Source organism: Oryzomicrobium terrae (assembly GCF_008274805.1).
Lineage (GTDB): Bacteria > Pseudomonadota > Gammaproteobacteria > Burkholderiales > Rhodocyclaceae > Oryzomicrobium > Oryzomicrobium terrae.
Genome location: NZ_CP022579.1, coordinates 2,602,229 through 2,620,167 on the forward strand (window position 1 = coordinate 2,602,229; position 17,939 = coordinate 2,620,167).

Below are 17,939 nucleotides of genomic sequence, written 5' to 3' on the forward strand. Positions count from 1 at the left end.
AGCGCGGCGCGGCCCCAGGCCGGACCCTGGCCGCGCCGCCGGCCCCTGGGATCGCCTAGGAGCCGGTCTCGGCCATGACGTAGCGGTTGCGGCCCGCCGCCTTGGCCTGGTACATGGCCCGGTCGGCGGCGCGGACCAAGGCATCGAGGTTGTGGCCGTGGTCGGGGAAGAGCACCACGCCGACGCTGGCGGAAATCTCCAGGGTGGTCGCCTCCACCTCGAAGGGCTGGGCCAGGGCGGCCACCACCCCGTCGGCCACGCGCCGCACGTCGTCGATCGTCACCACCCCGGTGAGCAAGATGACGAACTCGTCGCCGGCCAGGCGGGCCACGGTGTCGCTGCCCCGCACCAGCGCCGTAAGCCGTCCGGCCACCTGAACCAGCAGGCCATCGCCCACGGCGTGGCCGTAGGTGTCGTTGACCGGCTTGAAGTGGTCGAGGTCGATGAACAGCAGCCCGACCTTTTCCGCGCCCCGCTCGGCCACCGCCAGGGCCTTGTCGAGCCGGTCGTTGAACAGGCGGCGGTTGGGCAACTGGGTCAGGACGTCGTGGTTGGCGCCGAACCACATTTCTTCTTCGGTGCGCTTCTTCTCGGTGATGTCCTGGTAGAGGGCCACGTAGTGAGCCACCTGGCCGGCCTCGTCGCGCACCACCGAAATGGCCGCCCACACCAGCAGGGCCACGCCGTTACGGTGGCGGTTCCACACCTCGCCTTCCCAATGACCGCGCTCCGCCAGACTCGACCACATGCGCCGGTAGAACTCCCGGTCATGGCGGTCGGCCCGGTAGAAGCCGGCGGGACGGCCGACGGCCTCGCGGCGGGTATAGCCGTACAGTTCCTCGAAGGCGGGGTTGATCCGGACGATGCAGCCGCTGCGGTCGGTGACCACCACGGCCTGGGCCATGGCCTGGACCACGGCGCTGCCCAGGCTGGCCTCCAGAACGCTGTCCATCACCCGGGTCACGTCCGAGAACGACATCAGCACGCCGCCGCCCACCTCGGCCGCCAGGGGCCGGGCCGACGTGTTCAGCCAGACGCGGCTGCCGTCGGGGCGGACAAAACCCAGGGTGATGTCTTTCTGCGGCTTGCCGGTGCGCAGGACCAGGCTGGCGGGCAGGTCGGCCCCGAGACATTCGCCGCCGTCGGGCTTGATCACCAGCCAGTCGTCGCTGACCGCCGACAGGCCGATGAGGAATTCGCGCTCGATGCCGAGGATGGTGGAGGCCGCCGCGTTGACGTCGAGGATGATTCCCGCCCCGTCGGTGCGGATCACCCCTTCAGCCATGGCATTGACCACGCTGGCGGCGAGCAGCTCGCTGCGCGCTAGCTTGCGCAGTGCCTGGCCGCGCTGGCCCAGGTCGCGCAGCAGCAGGGCGACGAAGGCGAGCATGCCGAGCAGGGGCAGCCCGGCAAACAGCAGGTAGGAACGCTCGATCTCCCGGCTGTGGCGCCGATCGGCGCTGTTGCTGGCTTGCAGGACGATGGTGAAGGGGTAGTCGCGCAGGCTCTTCCAGGCCATCACCTGGTCATCCACCAGCATGACGCCCTTGGACTGCCCTTCCCGGGGCTTGGCGGCACCACTCAAGTGGCTGCCCGGTGCAAACAACTCGGGATGGGTGCTGGTCACCACCTGGCCGTTGCGGTCGAGCAGGATCAGCCGGTCCGCCTCTTCCAGGTCGATGAAGCCCCCCAGGCGAACCAGGTATTCGGGATAGACGACCAGGGCCAGCACACCCGACAGGTGTCCGTTCTCGTCGCGCAGGGGGCGGGCGAACGGCGTCACCATCCGGCCGGACAGGCGGCTGGCGACAAGCTCGCCGATGAACAGCTGGTTGGAGCGGCTGGGGGCCTGGATGAAATAGTCGAAATAGTCCCGTCCCACCGCCGACAGGGGCTTGGCCGGAACCGTGCTGCCCGGGGCGTCGAGGAACACCATGCGCCCCTCGAGATCGATCACCGCCACGCTGATCTCGTAGTGGCGCAGGCTGCCCTTGCGCAGCTCGGCCACGGTCTGGGCGAACATGGCCGGGCCTTCCTGCCATTCATGCTGCAAGGCCTGCAGCTGGGCATCGAACAATTCGACCTGGCGCGCCAGGGCCTGCTCGTACGCCCGCACTTTGGCCACCGCGTCGGCCTCTTCGCTTTCGGCCTGTCTGACCCGGTTGAGGTGGATCTGGGTCGCCACGGCGGCCCAGATGGCAACCATGATCGCCACGGTGAAGAAAACGATCATCAGCCGCGACCGGGACTCCCGCGCGGCGATGCCCTGTTCTCCCTGCAATTTCTTTTTCATGGGTAGGGAAGGCCGCCCCCCGGCGGCCCCTTTGCCTTAATTGCCGGACATGTTCTCCAGCAGGGTCAGGGCGCGAACCGAATCGTCCTCGCCGTAGCCGGCCCCCACCAGGGCGTTGAACATCTGCGCCGTGGCGGCGGTGCTGGGCAGGCACAGCCCCAGCTCATGAGCGCTATTCATGACGATGTTCAAGTCCTTCTGGTGCATCCAGGACTTGAAGCCGGGCTTGAAGTTGCCGTCGAGCATGCGCTTGCCGTGGTTTTCCAGCACGCGGCTGTAGGCCGAACCGCCCATCAGGGCCTCGCGCACCTTGTAGGGATCGACGCCGGCGCGGCGCGCCAGGGTGAAGGCCTCGGCAGTGGCCATGACGTGGACGCCGGTGAGGATCTGGTTGCAGGCCTTGGTGATCTGGCCGGCGCCGGAGGCGCCCACATGCACCACGGTCTTGCCCATGGCCTCGAAGGCCGGCTTGGCCTTGGCAAAACCGGCCTCGGAACCGCCGACCATGATCGACAGGGTGCCGGCAATGGCCCCCACGTCGCCGCCGGACACCGGCGCATCGAGGAAATCCACGCCCCGGGCGGCGAGCTTCTCGCCGATGGCCTTGGCGGCGGAGGGGGCGATGGTGCTCATGTCCACCGCCACCAGGTCGCGCCGGCCGGTGGCTTCGGCCCCGGCGGCGACGCTGTTGTCGCCCAGCATCACCTGCTCCACGTCGGGGGCATCGGCCACCATGGAGATGACCACCTTGACGTCGCGCACGGCCTCGGCCGGGCTCGCGGCGGTCTTGGCGCCGGCCTCGGCGAGCGGCGCCATGGATTCGGCGCGGCGGGCCCAGACGGTCACGTCATGGCCGGCCTTGAGCAAATTGAGGGCCATCGGGCGGCCCATGATGCCCAGGCCGATGAATGCGATTTTCATTGTCTTTCTCCGTTGGGTGGGTAGTTGAGTGTAGCAATCAAACCAAGGCTTTCTCTACTGCCCTTCCCCGGGTTTTTCGGGCCGCCCGTGCAATGCATCACCCCCGGCGCGAAACGTCGCCACCTGCGACGGCCGGAATGGCGGTTGCGGCCCTGGCCCTGGGTTTAACCAGGCGACACGGTGGCGTCCTGCCGGGCCCCGGCGAAGCCGCCCAAAAAAACCAAGATTCACCATTTCGAAACAACGGACACACCAACAAGCAATTACGCGCAATGCGAAAAAAATATATTTCGATCTTGTTAAATCATTAAAATCATTGAGCTACAAATTGAAATGAAAGTAAATATGGTTTTATGGAAGCAATAAAAGAACGCCGGTATAATTTTCATTGAACATTCCATAAGATTTACCCCCCCCCCCTTACAAGGAACATCCATGCAAGCGCTTTCGGTGAAAGCCCGCCTGATCGGCGGCTTCACATTGATCATCCTGTTGCTGATCGGGGCCGCCGGCACCGCCATCGTCAATCTGCGTGCCCTGCGCGAAGATATCCGCATCATCGTCGACGAGCGCCAGGTCAAGACCGCCATCGCCAACGAGGTCGTCATCGATCTGCTGCAGCGCTCCCGCCACACCCGCTCGGTCCTGCTGCTCACCAAGCCCGACGAAGTGCGCGACGAGATAGGAAAAGTCGAAAAGCTGCGCGATGCCACGGTCGGGCAGATGAGCAAGCTGGAAGCCAAGCTGCGGGGCGAGGAAGAGAAGGCCCTGCTCGATGCAGTGCAGGCCAGCCGCAAGCCCTACGTGGATAGCGAGGAGCGCTACCTCAACCTGGCCCGGGCCGGCCAGCGGGATGAAGCCTTTAACCTGCTCTTCAATGAAACCCGCCATCTGCAGGCCAAGTACCTGGAGGCGGTGCGCAACCTGGTCAAGTACGAAGAAGAGCAGACCGCCCAGTTCGGCGAGCACGCCCAGGACTCGGTGCAACGCCAGATCGTCACCCTGCTCGCCATTGCCGTACTCGGCGTGGTGCTCGCCGGGGTGCTGGCCAGCCTGATCATCCGCCAGCTGTTCGCCGACCTGGGGGCGGAGCCGGCCCTGGTCAAGGAAGTGGTCGGACGGATCGCCGGCGGCGATCTGACCCACCCCCTGGCGGTGCGCCCCGGCGACCGGACCAGCCTGCTGGCCTCGGTCAAGACCATGCAGGAGCGGCTGCGCGAGCTGGTCGGCAAGATCCACGGCGACGCCGCCTCGGTGCGCGACTCCGCCGGCCAGGTGACCCACGCCGCCGGTGAAGTCTCGATCGGTGCGGCGCGGCAGAGCGAAGCCTCGTCGGCGATTGCCGCCTCGGTGGAGGAAATGACGGTGAGCGTGCGCACTCTGGCCGACAACGCCGCCGAGGCCCGCCACCTGGCCGAGGACTCGCGCCGTCTGTCGAGCGAAGGCAGCCAGGTGATCGAAGCGGCCCTGGGCGACATCGTCCAGGTGGCGGAAACGGTGAAGACCGCCGCTGGTATCGTGCAGCGCCTGGGCGAGCAATCCCAGGAGGTCTCCCAGGTGGTGACGGTGATTCGCGACATCGCCGACCAGACCAACCTGCTCGCCCTCAACGCCGCCATCGAGGCGGCCCGGGCCGGCGAAGCGGGCCGCGGTTTCGCCGTAGTGGCCGACGAAGTACGCAAACTGGCCGAGCGCACCAGCCAATCCACCGCCCAGATCGCCGATACGGTGACCCGCATCCAGGACGGCACCCGGGAAGCGGTGAGCAGCATCGAGACCGGCGTCAGCCAAGTCGAGGAAGGGGTGGTGGAAGCCCGCCAGGCCGGTGCGGCGATCCAGCAGATCCGCGACGGTTCGGAGCGGGTGCTGGAAGTGATCGGCGACATTTCCGCCGCCCTGTCGGAGCAGAGCGCCGCCTCCACCGAAATCGCCCGCAACATCGAAGCCATCGCCCAGATGGCGGAGGAAAACGCCGCGGTGGTGAAGAGCGCCGAAGCGTCGGCCGGCGAGCTGGAGCAGTTGTCCGGCTCCCTGCGCCAGACGGTGGACGCCTTCCGCATGTAGCCACCAGGCTAAACCCCGCGCCAGTAGCCGATCTCCAGATGGTACCCTCTGAAAGGCAGAAGGGGCGCGGTTCTTCAGGCATGCCACCTGGAGAACCGCGCCCCTTCTTGGTTTTCAGCCCATGCATTGTTGGCGACCAACTTCCGGATGCAGCGGCAGCGCGACAGCGGGAGCGGGAGCGGGCCGGGTACGGTGCCGGATCGGGAAAGATGGCGCCGTGGCCGGCAGCGCGGCGGGAGGGCCCGCACCGCCAGCCAGGTGGAACGGTTGGACGGTAGGACGGCCAGGCCGCCCTACCCGGCCGCCAGTTTTTTCTCCAGGCGCAGCAAGGCCTCGGGCGGGCCGGACAGGAGCAGCACGTCGCCGCCTTCCAGGACCAGCTCGGCCGCCGGGTTGTCGATGCGCACTTCACCCCGCTTGACCCGTTCGACCCGCACCGTGCTGCCGGCGGGCACCACCTCGCCGAGCAGGCGCCCCACGGTGGGGCTGCCGGCCTCCACCACGAACACGCCCTTTTCCTCGGCCAGCCGCTTCATGCGGTCCTTCTCGCCCCGGTAATAGCTCTTCAGCTTGCCATAGCGTTCGGCCCGGGCGGCGCGCACCTGGCCCACGGCGCGCTCCACCGGCACCCCGAGCTCGGCCAGGGTCTGGGCGGCCATCATCAGGCTGCCCTCGATCACCTCGGGAATGACCTCGGTGGCGCCCAGATTCTTCAGGTGGTCGATATGGGTGTCGTCGGCGGAACGCACCACCACCGGCATGTCGGGCCGGGCGTCCCGGGTGTGAAAGAGGGCCTTCTCGGTGGCGGCCAGGTCGTTGTAGGTGATGACCACGGCCCGGGCGCGTTGCAGGCCGGCGGCCATCAGCACTTCGAGGCGGTCGGCGTTGCCGAACACCACCCGCTCGCCGGCGGTCTGGGCCTGCTCGATGCGCACCGGGTCCACGTCCAAGGCGATGAAGGGAATGCCCTCCACCTCCAGGAAGCGGGCGATGGTCTGGCCGCTGCGGCCGAAACCGCAGACGATCACGTGGTCTTCGATGTCCATGGCCCGGGCCGCCACGTCCTGGACCATCTTGGCACGCTGGGCGAAGTCCTTGGCCGACAGGCGCTTGCCCACCTTGCCCGCCCGGGCGATCAGGAAGGGGGCGAGGAACATGGAGAGCAGCAAGGCGGCGGTGGTCACCTGGAAGACGTCGCCGGGCACCAGGTGCAGGTCGAGGCCCAGGGTGAGCAGCACGAAGCCGAACTCGCCCCCCTGGGCGAGCTGGACGGCGGTGCGCACCGCCGTGTCGGTGGAGTTGCGCATGGTCGCGCAGAGCAGCAGCACCACCCCGCCCTTGCCGACGATCAGCAGAGCCAGGGCGATCAGCACGCTGCCGATCGACTGGGCGACGAAGGCCAGGTCGAGCTGCATGCCCAGGGTAATGAAGAACAGGCCGAGCAGGATGTCGCGGAAGGGCCGGATGTCGGCCTCCACCTGGTGCCGGTAGAGGGTCTCCGAGATCAGCATGCCGCCGACGAAGGCGCCCAGGGCCAGGGACAGGCCGGCGGAGGCGGTGAGGAAGGACAGGCCGACGACGATCCACAGCACGTTGAGCATGAACAGCTCGGGGGAGCGCTGCCGCACCACCGCGTCGAACCAGCGGTGCATCAGCTTCTGGCCGACGAAGATCATCGCCACCAGCACACCGCCGGCCTGGAGCATGGCCAGGGACAGAGAGGCCGCCAACCCGGAGGTCTTGGCGGCCAGGGCCGGCAGGGTGATCAGCAGGGGCACCACCGCCAGGTCCTGGAACAACAGCACCGCCATGGTCTGGCGGCCGGCGTCGGAATGCAGTTCCAGCCGCTCGGACAGCAGCTTGCTGACGATGGCGGTGGACGACATGGCCACCGCCGCCCCCACGGCAAACCCTTCGCGCCAGCCCTGGTGATAGAAGAAGCGGGCCACCGCCACGGTGCCGAGCAGGGTCAGGATCACCTGGCCGCCGCCCAGGCCGAACACCAGACGGTGCATGGCCTTGAGCTTGGCCAGACTGAATTCCAGGCCGATCGAGAACATCAGGAAGACCACCCCGAGCTCGGCCAGCACGTCGATCTGGTGGCTTTCCGGGATCAGGGCCAGGCCGTGGGGCCCGACCAGGATGCCAGCCGCCAGGTAGGCGAGCAGCGGCGGCAGCTTGAGCCGCAACGTGATGGCGACGAACAGCACCCCCATCGAGAGCAGGATCAGGGCGCCCCGTAAGCTTTCCACCGCCGGCCCCGCTTACAGCAACTGGAAGGCGAGGATGGCGACGAGGGTCGGCGGCAGGGCCGACAGGAACAGCCCGAGGGGATGCACCGACTCGTCGTGGAAGTGGCCCTTGAGAATGGAGAACCCCGCCGGGTTGGGGGCGTTGGCGATGATGGTCAGGCCGCCGCCGGTGACCGCACCGGCCACCAGGGCGTATTTGTAGGCCTCGGTCACCCCGTCCACCAGGGAGCCCAGGTAGGTCAGGGCGGCATTGTCGGTGATGGCGGTGAGGGCCGTGGCACCGTAGTACAGGGCCACCGGCGAGAGGCCGGCAAGCACGTCCTGCAGCCACCACTTCTGCATGCCGCCCAGGGTCACCAGGCCAGCCAGGAAGAAGGCCACCATCAGCCCTTCGCGCAGGATCAGCCGGTCGTGGTAGCGCTGGTAGGCGTGGGCGAAGCCGAGGAAGAACAGGAACAGGCCCATGAACACCTTGGGATGATGGGCGGTCAGCACCACACCGCCAAGGAAGAGCAGGTGCAGGGCGATCATGGTCAGGGGCATCGGCTCATGGTTGGCCGCCGGTGCCAGGGCCGGCACCTTGCGCAGCTCCTTGGCGAACAGCAGGGTCGCGGCGAAGGCGTTGATCACCACCGCCAGCCAGGCCTTCCAGCCGAAGTGGGTGAACATGAAGGCCAGGTCCCAGTTCCACTTGCCCGCCACCATCAGCACCGGCGGCGCCGCGTAGGGGGTCAGGGTGCCGCCGATCGAGACGTTGACGAACAGCACGCCGATGGTGACGTACTTGAGCCGGTTGGAGATCCCCGGGGCATAGAAGCGCTCGCGCAGCATCAGGGCCGCCAGGGTCATGGCCGCCGGCTCGGTGATGAAGGAGCCGAGCAAGGGCACCAGGGACAGCACGACGAAATAGAAGGCCATCTGCCGCGGCATGGGCAACAGGCTGGCGTTGACCTTCACGCACCAGGAGGCGAAGCGCAGGATCGGCCGACTGGCGGCGATCACCATGATGACGAAGACGAACAAGGGCTCGGTGAAATCGCGCCCGTCCAGGTAGGCCACCGCCTCGTGCCAGCCATCGTGGGAGGCCAGCACGAGCACCAGAACCATGGCCCAGAAACCGAACACCGCCTCCACCTCGCCGAGTAGGTGCCACATCCCGGCATGCTTGGGCTGGGCATGGGCGAGGCGCTCGAAGAACTTGGTGGAAAAGGTATGAATGACCGCGATGGCAAACAGGGCGGCAGCGATGATCTCGAGGGTCGTCGGCACGATCGTCATGGGGAATCCGCAGGGGGAAGCAAGGCAGGAACGGCGGGGAGCCAACTGCTGCCGTTGCGAAAGCGACTCCCGAACGGCGGCCGCCGACGCCGCTAGCGCCGGGCACCCCTGTATTTACGGGATTTTTACACAAAGTCCCGCCTGCGCCCCCATGGCGCGGCGAAAAAACATGACAAAGAAATATGCCGGCCCGCCGTACGGCAGGCCGGTGCGGAGACGGCTTACAGATCGTCGCCGTGATCGCCCAGGGTGACGGCGCGGGTGGCGTCGTGGCCGGGCTGACCTTGCATCAGACCGGTAAGCTCAGTGAGCAGTAGCGACAGCTGCAGGCGCTTGGCCGGCGTCAGCGCCGCCAGGGCATCGGGCAGCACGCCGCGCAGGGGCTCGGGGGCCCGGCCCAGGGCCGTCGTACCGGCATGGGACGGATACAGCTCGACCACCCGCTGGTCCCGGGTGGAACGGCGGCGCTCGATGAAGCCGGACCGGGTCAGGCGGTCCACCAGGTTACTGGCGGTGGTCTGGTGCACCGCCAGGGCCTTGGCCAGTTCCCCCACCTTGATACCGGGCTGGCCGGCGATCTGGGCCAGAGCCCACAGCTGGGCACCGGACACGCCACAGGCTTCCTCGACGCTCTGGAAGTGGCGCTTCACGGCGCGGAAGATCAAACGGAACTGCTGCAAGACCTCCACTTCGGAGGGGGCCGCATCATGGCGCAGTGCATCGGGAAGGGGGGGGGTGAGCGGGGAGTTCAAGGCGGTATAAGTTTGTTTTTAATTGGATTTTTAAACTTAACACCGGCTATATATTTGCCACCATGGCAAATCTCACGCTCGGCCAAAAGTAATACCAAATCCGGCAAAAACTCGAACCGGATTTGTCGTAAATCAAAACAAACGGTTGCACATCCGGGGCAGAACTTGCCCGCCCCCGGCGGGTCTGAACAGGGGATCAATAGTAGAGATTACCCCCCATCCAGTCCCGCGCCTCGTCCGGGAGGAGTTGCACCATGACCGCCCACATCGCAAACGACGCCTTCCCCAGGGAGGCGACCATGCCGGTCGCCGTACGGTGGCTGGGCTTTGGCGGGTTGGTACCCTTTTTCACCCTGGTCGGAGCCATGGCCCTGTTCGGCACCGACTACCGGGGGTTCCTGCTCTTCGTCCTGGTGTCCTACGGGGCGGTCATACTCAGCTTCGTCGGTGCCCTGCACTGGGCCTTCGCCATGACGGCGGCGGCGGATCAACCCGCCATCCGTACCCGCTTGCTGGCCTGGAGCGTGGTGCCGGCCCTGTGCGCCTGGGCCGCGATGGTGCTGCCGGCCGGCTTCGACCTGATTCTGCTGGTGACGATGTTCTGGGTGCACTTCGCGGTGGACGCAGTCTGGGCCCGGCGCCTGGGCCTGCCCTCCTGGTACGTCACCCTGCGCACGGTGCTGACCGTGGGCGCCACCCTGGCGCTGACCCTGGCGATCGCCATGCTGCTGCTCAACCCGGCCGGCCCGCCGGACCTGGTGCCGGCCCAACTGACCTGTCCGGCCGAGTCCGTCGGCCTGGAGGTTTGAGCCCGATCCGGCACAGGATCGGGCGGCGATGCCCCGATAGCAACGACGAATCGCCGCGCCACGCCGTCAATCGGCACGAGGGGGCAAAACCCCACTTCCACCGCTTCCACCGCCTCCCTTCCACCGCCTCCACCGGCCTGGGGGCCGGTTGCGGCGGGAGGTAGCGGCGTTCAGGCGCCGCGGATCAGAATCAAATGGACCCGGTACGGGCCGTGGGCGCCAAGCACCAGAGTCTGTTCGATATCCCCGGTACGGGACGGTCCGGAAATGAAGTTCACTGCCCGCGGCGGCTGGCCTCCCGGGGCCGTTTCCCGCAACCGGGCGAAGGCGGCTTCCATGGTCGGTACCAGGCGGGAAACCGGGATCAGGGCCACATGGGTTTCCGGCAGCAGGCTGACCGTGGCCGGCGATCCGGGGGCCGACAGCAGCATCAGGGTGCCGGTTTCGGCGATGGCGCAGAAGCAGCCGGTGATGCCGAGCAGGTCGGCGTCCCGCGCCTCCCGGGGTTCCACTGCCAGGCCGGCTCCGGCCCAGGGCAGCGCCGCCAGTTCCGGGGCGATCACCCCCTGGGTATCCAACCCCTTTTCCGCCAGATAGGCGGCCACGGCCGCCGGTACGCTGCCCCAGCCTTCCACCACGGCGACCGTCGATGCCAATTGTTCCGCCTCGCCCTGGAAGCGGCTCAGGAGCGCCTCCGGGTCATCGGCCAGGGCGGGCGCCGTGGCCGGCACGGCGAGGCCCAGGCGGGCCTCCACCGAGGCGCGGCGCGCAGCCACGGCGGCCGGATCGGCGCCCAGGGTGTCGCGCAGGCGACCGAGAATGGAAGCCCGGATATCGGCCCGGGCAGCGGGATCGGAAAGGCTCATGAAAACAGGACCACAGCGGAAGGGGAAAGGCGGGATCAGGCCACGCGGTTGCGCGGCTCGCCCCGGGCGAAGGCTTCGATGTTGTCGATCAGCTGATCGGCCAGGGCCTGCATGGCCGGGGCGCTGGCCCAGGCCACGTGGGGCGTGAGGATGAAGTTGGGCAGGGCCAGGACGTCCGGTGCCAGCAGCGGGTTGTCGTCCTTGGGCGGCTCCTCGGTGAGCACATCGAAACCGGCGCCGCCGATGGTGCCGGCGCGCAGGGCGGCGGCCAGGGCGGCCTCGTCCACCAGCCCGCCCCGGGCGGTATTGATGAGCAGGGCCGTGGGCTTCATCGCCGCCAGTTCGGCCGCGCCGATCAGGTGGCGGGTTTCCGGCGTCAGGGGGCAATGCAGGGAGATGGCGTCGCTCGCGGCAATCACCCGGTCGAAGGCGGTGTAGCCAGGGCGTACCGTGGCGGCACCCTTGCGCTCGGCCTTGAGCACGGTCATGCCCAGGGCCTCGGCCAGGCGGGCGAAGCCATCGCCCAGGTCGCCGGAGCCGATCACGCCCAGGGTCTGGCCGTGCAGGTCGCGGATCGGGTGGTCGAAGAAGCAGAACTGGTCGGAACGCTGCCAGCGCCCGTCCTGCACGCTGGCCCGGTAGGCCACCAGGTTGCGCGACAGGGCCATGAGCAGGGCCAGGGCATGCTCGGGCACGGTCTGGCGGGCGTAGCCGCGGATGTTGGAAACGACGATGCCGCGGGCCTGGCAGGCGGCCAGGTCCACGTTGTTGGTGCCGGTGGCGGCCACGGCGATCATCTTCAGGTCCGGCAACCGGCCGATCAGCTCGGCGGTGAACGGCAGCTTATTGACGATGGCGATGGTCACGCCGGCCAGCCGGGCGTCGAGCTCGGCCGGCACGGTGCGGGAATATTCCACCCACTCATGGGCAAACGCCGGGCGGCGCACGTCCGCCCGGATCGATTCCCGCTCGAGGTACGCGATGCGGTGCATGGCAGGGTGCCCGGGATTACTTTTCGAGCAGGCTGCGCAGCATCCACGCGGTCTTCTCGTGGAGCTGGATGCGCTGGGTGAGCAGGTCGGCAGTGGCTTCGTCGCGGGCCTTCTCGGCGGCGGGGAAGATCGCCCGGGCGGTGCGCACCACGGCTTCCTGGCCGGCCACCAGCTCCTCGATCATCTTCTCGGCCTTGGGCACGCCCTTGGGCTCGGGGATGGAGGACAGCTTGGCGTACTCGGAGTAGGTGCCCGGGGCGGGGAAGCCCAGGGAGCGGATGCGCTCGGCCACCAGGTCCACGGCCAGAGCCAGTTCGTTGTACTGCGCCTCGAACATCAGGTGCAAGGTGTTGAACATGGGGCCGGTGACGTTCCAGTGGAAGTTGTGGGTCTTCAGGTAGAGCGTGTAGGTGTCGGCGAGGAGCTTGGAGAGGCCCTCGGCGATTTTCTTGCGGTCCTTCTCGGTGATGCCGATATCGATCTGCATGGTCTTCTCCTTGTGATTGCGTACAGACGGAAACGCACGAACTACGAGTACATCATGAACCGGGTGGCAGGCGCTGTCAGGTCGGCCCCAACGTCCGTGGCGCGGCCCGAGGGGGCGGCCACAAACTACCCGACCCGGGTCTTTATGCTGCCACCAAACGGTCGCCGAGTTTTTGCCGAAGTTTGACCGCCAGGGCCTCCTCGCCGGCAAACAACACCCGGGCCACTTCCGGGCTGGCGGCCAGGGCGGCCACCAAGGCATCGTCGCCGTGCACCAGGTTCACCGCGCCATCGGGCAAACCGGCCCGGGTCGCCAGTTCGGCCAGGGCCACCGCCGCGGAGGGGCCCCGGGGGCTGGGTTTCAAAATCACCACCCCGCCAAACGCCAATACTGGCGCGGACTTTGCGACCAGTCCCTCGAAACACCGCGTGGAATCTGCCATTACAGCCACCACCTCTGGAGATTGGCTTGTGGCCTTGGTTTCCAGGGTGCCGGCTGCGGCGCGCAGGGCGGCGACGGCGGCGGCCACTTCGGCCTGGGCGGCGTCCATGGCAGCGCCGGTATCCTCGGTAATCAACTTGACCAGATGCCCGGCATAGGTTTCGACGCTCTCCGCCAGGGCAAGCAGGCGGGCAGCGCGCTCGGCCGGGGCGGTGGCGGACCAGCCGGGCAAGGCGCGCTGGCAGGAGCGCACCGCCTCGGCCAGTTCGTCGGCGCCGCCCAGGGGCACCCGGTAGCGTACCTGGCCGCTGGCGTCGGCCAGGTCGAAAAAGCCCGGGGTGACGGTGAGGAAGGCGCGTCCGCCGATCCAGAGCGGCAGGGCGGGGGCGTCGGAAGAGGTCATCATGGGAAGCAGCCTGTGGAAACGGAACGGACGGTGGCGTCAGTCGCGGAAGAGGTTCGAAAACGGAGGTCAGCCGCGCCGGGCGGCCCGTTGCGCGTACAGCTCGCGGAAGGTCTTGCCCTCGGGGGCGGGAAAATCGCGACCCTTGGTCCATTCCGGCACCATGCTGAGGGTCTGGATGCGGTCTTTGCCGCCGGCCAGCCACTTCAGGTAGCGGGTGGCAATCCGGGTGCCGAAGGCGTACAGCCGCGGGTGACGTGCTGCGAAGCCCCACAGCTTGAGGGCGCGCCGCTCGGCCTTGGCCGTGGCGGTGCCGACGCCGGTCTGCACCTGCTTCTCGCGCAGCTTGCGCAACAGCTCGGGCAAGGGGATCTTGACCGGGCAGACCACGCCGCACTGGTTGCACAGAGTAGCGGCGTGGGGCAGGTCCGGCGCCTTGTCCAGGCCGGTGTACAGCGGCGTCAGCACCGAGCCCATGGGACCGGGGTAGACCCAGCCGTAGGCGTGGCCGCCGATGGTCTGGTACACCGGGCAATGGTTCATGCAGGCGCCGCAGCGGATGCAGCGCAGCATCTCCTGGAATTCGGAGCCGACCAGGCCGACCCGGCCGTTATCCACCAGGATGAAGTAGAGGTGCTCGGGACCGTCCCGGTCGGCCTCGGCCTTGACCCCGGTGAGCAGCGACACGTAGTTGGAGATGGTCTGGCCGGTGGCCGAGCGGGGCAGCAGGCGCATCAGCGCCGCCAGGTCGTTGAGGCTGGGGATGACCTTTTCCACCCCCACTACCGCCACGTGCACCTTGGGCAGGGTGGTGACCATGCGGCCGTTGCCCTCGTTGGTCACTAGGGCCACCGAGCCGGTCTCGGCCACCAGGAAGTTGCCGCCGGTGATGCCCATGTCGGCGGAGACGAAATGGCTGCGCAGCACCTCCCGTGCCTCCCGGGTCATCTCGGCGATCTCGGTCTTGCGCGGCTTGTGGTGGTGCTGTTCGAAGAGGTCGGCGACCTCTTCCTTGTTCTTGTGGATGGCCGGGGCAATGATGTGGGACGGCGGCTCCTTGGCGAGCTGGATGATGTACTCGCCCAGGTCGGTCTCGATCGAGGCGACGCCTACGGCCTCCAGGGCCTCGTTCAGCCCGGCCTCTTCCGAGAGCATGGACTTGGACTTGATGGCCTTCTTCACCCCGTGGCGCTGGGCGATCTCCACCACCAGGCGGCTGATCTCGGCCCCGTCCCGGGCCCACAGCACGGTGGCGCCCCGGGCGGTGGCGTTCTGCTCGAAGGTTTCCAGCCACACGTCCAGGTTGTCGAGCACCTCGTCGCGGATGCCGCGGCCGATGTCGCGCAGGGCCTCGAAGTCGCCGCCCTCGGCGTCGAAGCGGGCCACGGCGCGGGCCCGGCCGCCGACGAACAGGCCCTTGGCGGTCTTCAGCTTGCCCTGCAGGGAACCGTCGATGGCGCGCTCGGAGGCGCGCTGCTTGAATTCGATGGAACGGACTTCCACGGTCAGTTCTCCCCACCGTTGCCGGCGCCGGCCAGCACCTCGGCCACGTGCAGCACCCGGGTGGTCTCGTCGCCCATGCGGCGCAGCTTGCCCTCGATGTGCAGCAGACAGCCCAGGTCGCCGCCGACCACGGCGTCGGTAGCGGCGGCGCGGATGTTGTTGCACTTGCGCTCACCGATGGCCGCCGAGACGTCGCCGTACTTGATCGAGAAGGTGCCGCCGAAGCCGCAGCACTCCTCGCAGGCCTCCATTTCGCTGAGGGTCAGGCCGGGCACCTTGGCCAGCAGGTCCCGGGGCTGGGACTTGATCTTCAGGCTGCGCAGGCCGGTGCAAGAATCGTGATAGGTGACGCTGCCGTCGAAACGGCCGGGCACGGCCTCGACCTTGAGGACGTTGGCCAGAAAATCGGTCAGCTCGAACACTTTCGGCGCCAGGGCCTCGGCGCGGCGGCGCCAGTCGGAGCCTTCGTCAAACAACCCGGGGTATTCGGTACGGATCTGGTCGGCGCAGGAGCCGGAGGGGGCGACGACGTAGTCGAAACCTTCGAACTCGGCGATGGTCTTTTCCGCCAGCTGACGGGCCAGGGCACGATCCCCGGAATTGAAGGCCGGCTGGCCGCAGCAGGTCTGGGCGGCGGGAACCGTCACCTCACAACCGGCGGATTCGAGCAGATCCAGGGCGGCAAAGCCGATACGGGGACGCATCAGGTCCACCAGACAGGTGACGAAGAGGGCAACACGCATGGGGTAGAATATTGCGACGCACAAGCCTGCACGGTGGAAGGCCGGAAGCGCCGATTTGGCAAAAAACCGATTATAGTTCCGCGCGCCCGGTTTCGCCCCCCTCGGGAAACCGCACCAGTGCTTGAAAGCAGATTTTTTGACCCCCCGCAGATTTCACAGAAAGAACATTCATGGCCGAAAGGCAAGAAGGGAAGAATTCGATTCAGGTGATTGAGCGCATGATGGCGCTCCTCGACGCCCTGTCCGAATCTCCCGACGCGGTCAGCCTCAAGCAGCTGGCCCAAACCACCGGACTCCATCCTTCCACGGCACACCGCATCCTGGCCGCCATGACCGGGTCGCGCTTCGTCGAACGGCACGACCCGGGCACCTACCGGCTGGGCATCCGCCTGCTGGAGCTGGGCAACCTGGTCAAATCGCGCCTCAACCTGCGCGAAGTGGCCCAGCCCTACATGCAAAGCCTGCACGAGCAGGTCGGCGAGAGCGTCAACCTGGGTATTCGCCACGACGACGAAATCATCTACATCGAGCGGACCTCCAGCGGCCGCTCCCTGATCCGGGTGGTTTACCTGGTGGGCGGTCGCGCGCCCCTGCACCTGACCTCCGCCGGCAAGCTGTTCCTCGCCGAGGATGGGCCGCAAAAGGTCAAGGAATACGCCAAACGCACCGGTCTGCCGGGCAAGACCCCCCATTCCCTGACCTCCCTACCCGCCTTGGAGAAGGAACTGGACTGGATCCGCCGCCACGGGGTCTCGTTCGACAACGAGGAAGCCGAGGCCGGCCTGAAGTGCGTCGCCGTCCCGGTGCGCGACGATGAAGGCAATCTGGTGGCCGGCCTGTCGGTCTCGGCCCCCACCGACCGGCACAACGCCGACTGGATCGACATGCTGCGGACCACCGCCGACGAAATTTCCCATGCCCTCGGCTACACCAAGCCCCGTAAATAAGGCCGAGGAACCGGAGCCGACAAACGCAACGGGCGCCCCAGGGCGCCCGTTTTGCTTGGCCGGATCTTGGCCGGCCCTTACTTGTTGTGGCTGTACATGAATTGCTCAATGGCGGCGTCATTGACGCTGAACCAGGCCTGTTCGTTGCGGCGGAATTTTTCCCACTCGGAGTAGATCTTCTTGAAGGTCGGGTTGCGCCCCGCCTCCTCGTTGTAGAAGTCGAAGGCTGCCTTCTGGGCGGCAACCATGATCTCGTTGGAGAAACGCTTCAACTGCACACCGGCCTTGAGCAGCTTGGCCAGGGCCAAGGGGTTCTTGGCATCGTACTCGGCCAACATGTGCATGTTGGCTTCGGCACAGGCCACGTCGAGGGCGTACTGGTAGGACTTGGGCAGCTTCTCCCATTCCTTGGCGTTGACGACCAGAGTGACCTGGGCGGACGGCTCCCACCACCCGGGGGCGTAGTAGTACTTGGCCACCTTGTAGAAGCCGAGCTTCTCGTCGTCGTAGGGACCGACCCACTCGGTGGCGTCGATGGCGCCTTTTTCCAGGGCGGCATAGACATCGCCGGCCGGAATGTTCTGCGGCACGGCACCGAGGCGGGAGAGCACTTCGCCGCCCAGGCCGGGGATGCGCATCTTGAGCCCTTTGAGATCGGCCAGGGTGTTGATTTCCTTACGGAACCAACCGCCCATCTGAGCCCCGGTGTTGCCACAGGGGAAATTCACCACCCCATATTCCTTGAACAACTCGCGCATCAGGGGCAGGCCGCCGCCGTAGTACATCCAGGCCATTTGCTGGCGCGGGGTGAGGCCGAAAGGCACCACGGTGTCGAAGGCGAACGCCCGGTTCTTGCCAACGTAGAAGGAACTGGTGGTGTGGCCACATTCGACGGTGCCCTGCTGCACGGCATCGAGTACCTGCAGGGCGGGAACGATCTCGCCACCGGCGAAGACCTGGATCTTGAAGCGCCCTTCGGTGAGCTGGGCGACCCGGTTGGCGACCATTTCGCCGGCACCGTAGATGGTGTCGAGGCTCTTCGGGTAGCTGGAGGCCAACCGCCACTTGATGGCGGGGGCGCTCTGGGCCAGGGCCGGCGCCGAAGCGGCGGCAGTGGCAGCACCGGCGGCCAGACCAACGCTGGATTTCTTCAGGAATTCACGACGCTGCATGGGGTCTCCTTTCAAC

The 17,939-nt window shown here is 67.1% G+C and carries 15 protein-coding genes; 3 read left to right on the forward strand and 12 right to left on the reverse strand.

The window, feature by feature from the left end; genetic code table 11:
* Positions 1-55: 55 nt before the first annotated feature.
* On the reverse strand, positions 56-2,293 hold the full coding sequence (locus OTERR_RS11770; RefSeq protein ID WP_149425875.1) for a diguanylate cyclase domain-containing protein: 2,238 nt from the start codon (positions 2,291-2,293) through the stop codon (positions 56-58).
* Between the two features lie 36 nt (positions 2,294-2,329).
* Positions 2,330-3,214, reverse strand: a complete 885-nt coding sequence (locus OTERR_RS11775; RefSeq protein WP_149425876.1) for an NAD(P)-dependent oxidoreductase — start codon at positions 3,212-3,214, stop codon at positions 2,330-2,332.
* 435 nt (positions 3,215-3,649) lie between these two features.
* Between OTERR_RS11775 and OTERR_RS11780 the strand changes: the two genes are divergently transcribed.
* Entirely contained in the window at positions 3,650-5,278 is a 1,629-nt protein-coding gene (locus OTERR_RS11780) for a methyl-accepting chemotaxis protein (protein ID WP_149425877.1), read from the forward strand.
* A 293-nt stretch (positions 5,279-5,571) separates the two neighbouring features.
* On the opposite strand, the gene OTERR_RS11785 is transcribed toward OTERR_RS11780, so the two are convergent.
* The 3 genes from OTERR_RS11785 to OTERR_RS11795 form a co-directional block, all read right to left on the reverse strand.
* Positions 5,572-7,530, reverse strand: coding sequence for a monovalent cation:proton antiporter family protein (locus OTERR_RS11785; RefSeq protein WP_246154150.1), 1,959 nt, complete (start codon positions 7,528-7,530; stop codon positions 5,572-5,574).
* A 12-nt stretch (positions 7,531-7,542) separates the two neighbouring features.
* Positions 7,543-8,808 (reverse strand): putative Na+/H+ antiporter, encoded by a 1,266-nt coding sequence (locus OTERR_RS11790; protein WP_223115944.1) that lies wholly within the window; start codon positions 8,806-8,808, stop codon positions 7,543-7,545.
* A gap of 221 nt (positions 8,809-9,029) precedes the next feature.
* Complete coding sequence (locus OTERR_RS11795) at positions 9,030-9,560, reverse strand: MarR family winged helix-turn-helix transcriptional regulator (RefSeq protein WP_246154151.1); 531 nt, start codon at positions 9,558-9,560, stop codon at positions 9,030-9,032.
* Positions 9,561-9,814: 254 nt separating this feature from the next.
* Between OTERR_RS11795 and OTERR_RS11800 the strand changes: the two genes are divergently transcribed.
* Positions 9,815-10,369, forward strand: a complete 555-nt coding sequence (locus OTERR_RS11800; protein WP_223115945.1) for a DUF3429 domain-containing protein — start codon at positions 9,815-9,817, stop codon at positions 10,367-10,369.
* Between the two features lie 170 nt (positions 10,370-10,539).
* Here OTERR_RS11800 and OTERR_RS16600 read toward each other — a convergent pair whose 3' ends face one another.
* The 6 genes from OTERR_RS16600 to OTERR_RS11830 form a co-directional block, all read right to left on the reverse strand.
* Positions 10,540-11,235, reverse strand: coding sequence for a LutC/YkgG family protein (locus OTERR_RS16600; protein WP_149425878.1), 696 nt, complete (start codon positions 11,233-11,235; stop codon positions 10,540-10,542).
* Positions 11,236-11,270: 35 nt separating this feature from the next.
* Positions 11,271-12,227 (reverse strand): D-2-hydroxyacid dehydrogenase, encoded by a 957-nt coding sequence (locus OTERR_RS11810; RefSeq protein ID WP_149425879.1) that lies wholly within the window; start codon positions 12,225-12,227, stop codon positions 11,271-11,273.
* A 16-nt stretch (positions 12,228-12,243) separates the two neighbouring features.
* Positions 12,244-12,714: a Dps family protein gene (locus OTERR_RS11815; protein WP_054621221.1), complete on the reverse strand. Its 471-nt coding sequence runs from the start codon at positions 12,712-12,714 to the stop codon at positions 12,244-12,246.
* Between the two features lie 142 nt (positions 12,715-12,856).
* On the reverse strand, positions 12,857-13,561 hold the full coding sequence (locus OTERR_RS11820; RefSeq protein WP_149425880.1) for an aldehyde dehydrogenase family protein: 705 nt from the start codon (positions 13,559-13,561) through the stop codon (positions 12,857-12,859).
* Positions 13,562-13,627: 66 nt separating this feature from the next.
* A complete protein-coding gene (locus tag OTERR_RS11825; protein ID WP_149425881.1) occupies positions 13,628-15,061 on the reverse strand; it encodes a LutB/LldF family L-lactate oxidation iron-sulfur protein in 1,434 nt (477 codons plus the stop codon).
* A gap of 2 nt (positions 15,062-15,063) precedes the next feature.
* Positions 15,064-15,804 (reverse strand): (Fe-S)-binding protein, encoded by a 741-nt coding sequence (locus OTERR_RS11830; RefSeq protein WP_149425882.1) that lies wholly within the window; start codon positions 15,802-15,804, stop codon positions 15,064-15,066.
* A 170-nt stretch (positions 15,805-15,974) separates the two neighbouring features.
* Between OTERR_RS11830 and OTERR_RS11835 the strand changes: the two genes are divergently transcribed.
* Positions 15,975-16,751, forward strand: a complete 777-nt coding sequence (locus OTERR_RS11835) for an IclR family transcriptional regulator (protein ID WP_054621225.1) — start codon at positions 15,975-15,977, stop codon at positions 16,749-16,751.
* 77 nt (positions 16,752-16,828) lie between these two features.
* On the opposite strand, the gene OTERR_RS11840 is transcribed toward OTERR_RS11835, so the two are convergent.
* Positions 16,829-17,923 (reverse strand): TRAP transporter substrate-binding protein, encoded by a 1,095-nt coding sequence (locus tag OTERR_RS11840; RefSeq protein ID WP_149425883.1) that lies wholly within the window; start codon positions 17,921-17,923, stop codon positions 16,829-16,831.
* Positions 17,924-17,939 lie beyond the last annotated feature (16 nt).

Excerpts from the sequence above, each read along its gene's own strand:
- OTERR_RS11840 (WP_149425883.1), bottom strand. The coding sequence starts at position 17,923 with ATGCAGCGTCGTGAATTCCTGAAGAAATCCAGCGTTGGTCTGGCCGCC.
- OTERR_RS11830 (WP_149425882.1), bottom strand. The coding sequence starts at position 15,804 with ATGCGTGTTGCCCTCTTCGTCACCTGTCTGGTGGACCTGATGCGTCCC.
- OTERR_RS11815 (WP_054621221.1), bottom strand. The coding sequence starts at position 12,714 with ATGCAGATCGATATCGGCATCACCGAGAAGGACCGCAAGAAAATCGCC.
- OTERR_RS16600 (WP_149425878.1), bottom strand. The coding sequence starts at position 11,235 with ATGAGCCTTTCCGATCCCGCTGCCCGGGCCGATATCCGGGCTTCCATT.
- OTERR_RS11810 (WP_149425879.1), bottom strand. The coding sequence starts at position 12,227 with ATGCACCGCATCGCGTACCTCGAGCGGGAATCGATCCGGGCGGACGTG.
- OTERR_RS11790 (WP_223115944.1), bottom strand. The coding sequence starts at position 8,808 with ATGACGATCGTGCCGACGACCCTCGAGATCATCGCTGCCGCCCTGTTT.
- OTERR_RS11770 (WP_149425875.1), bottom strand. The coding sequence starts at position 2,293 with ATGAAAAAGAAATTGCAGGGAGAACAGGGCATCGCCGCGCGGGAGTCC.
- OTERR_RS11835 (WP_054621225.1), top strand. The coding sequence starts at position 15,975 with ATGGCCGAAAGGCAAGAAGGGAAGAATTCGATTCAGGTGATTGAGCGC.
- OTERR_RS11780 (WP_149425877.1), top strand. The coding sequence starts at position 3,650 with ATGCAAGCGCTTTCGGTGAAAGCCCGCCTGATCGGCGGCTTCACATTG.
- OTERR_RS11775 (WP_149425876.1), bottom strand. The coding sequence starts at position 3,214 with ATGAAAATCGCATTCATCGGCCTGGGCATCATGGGCCGCCCGATGGCC.
- OTERR_RS11820 (WP_149425880.1), bottom strand. The coding sequence starts at position 13,561 with ATGATGACCTCTTCCGACGCCCCCGCCCTGCCGCTCTGGATCGGCGGA.
- OTERR_RS11800 (WP_223115945.1), top strand. The coding sequence starts at position 9,815 with ATGACCGCCCACATCGCAAACGACGCCTTCCCCAGGGAGGCGACCATG.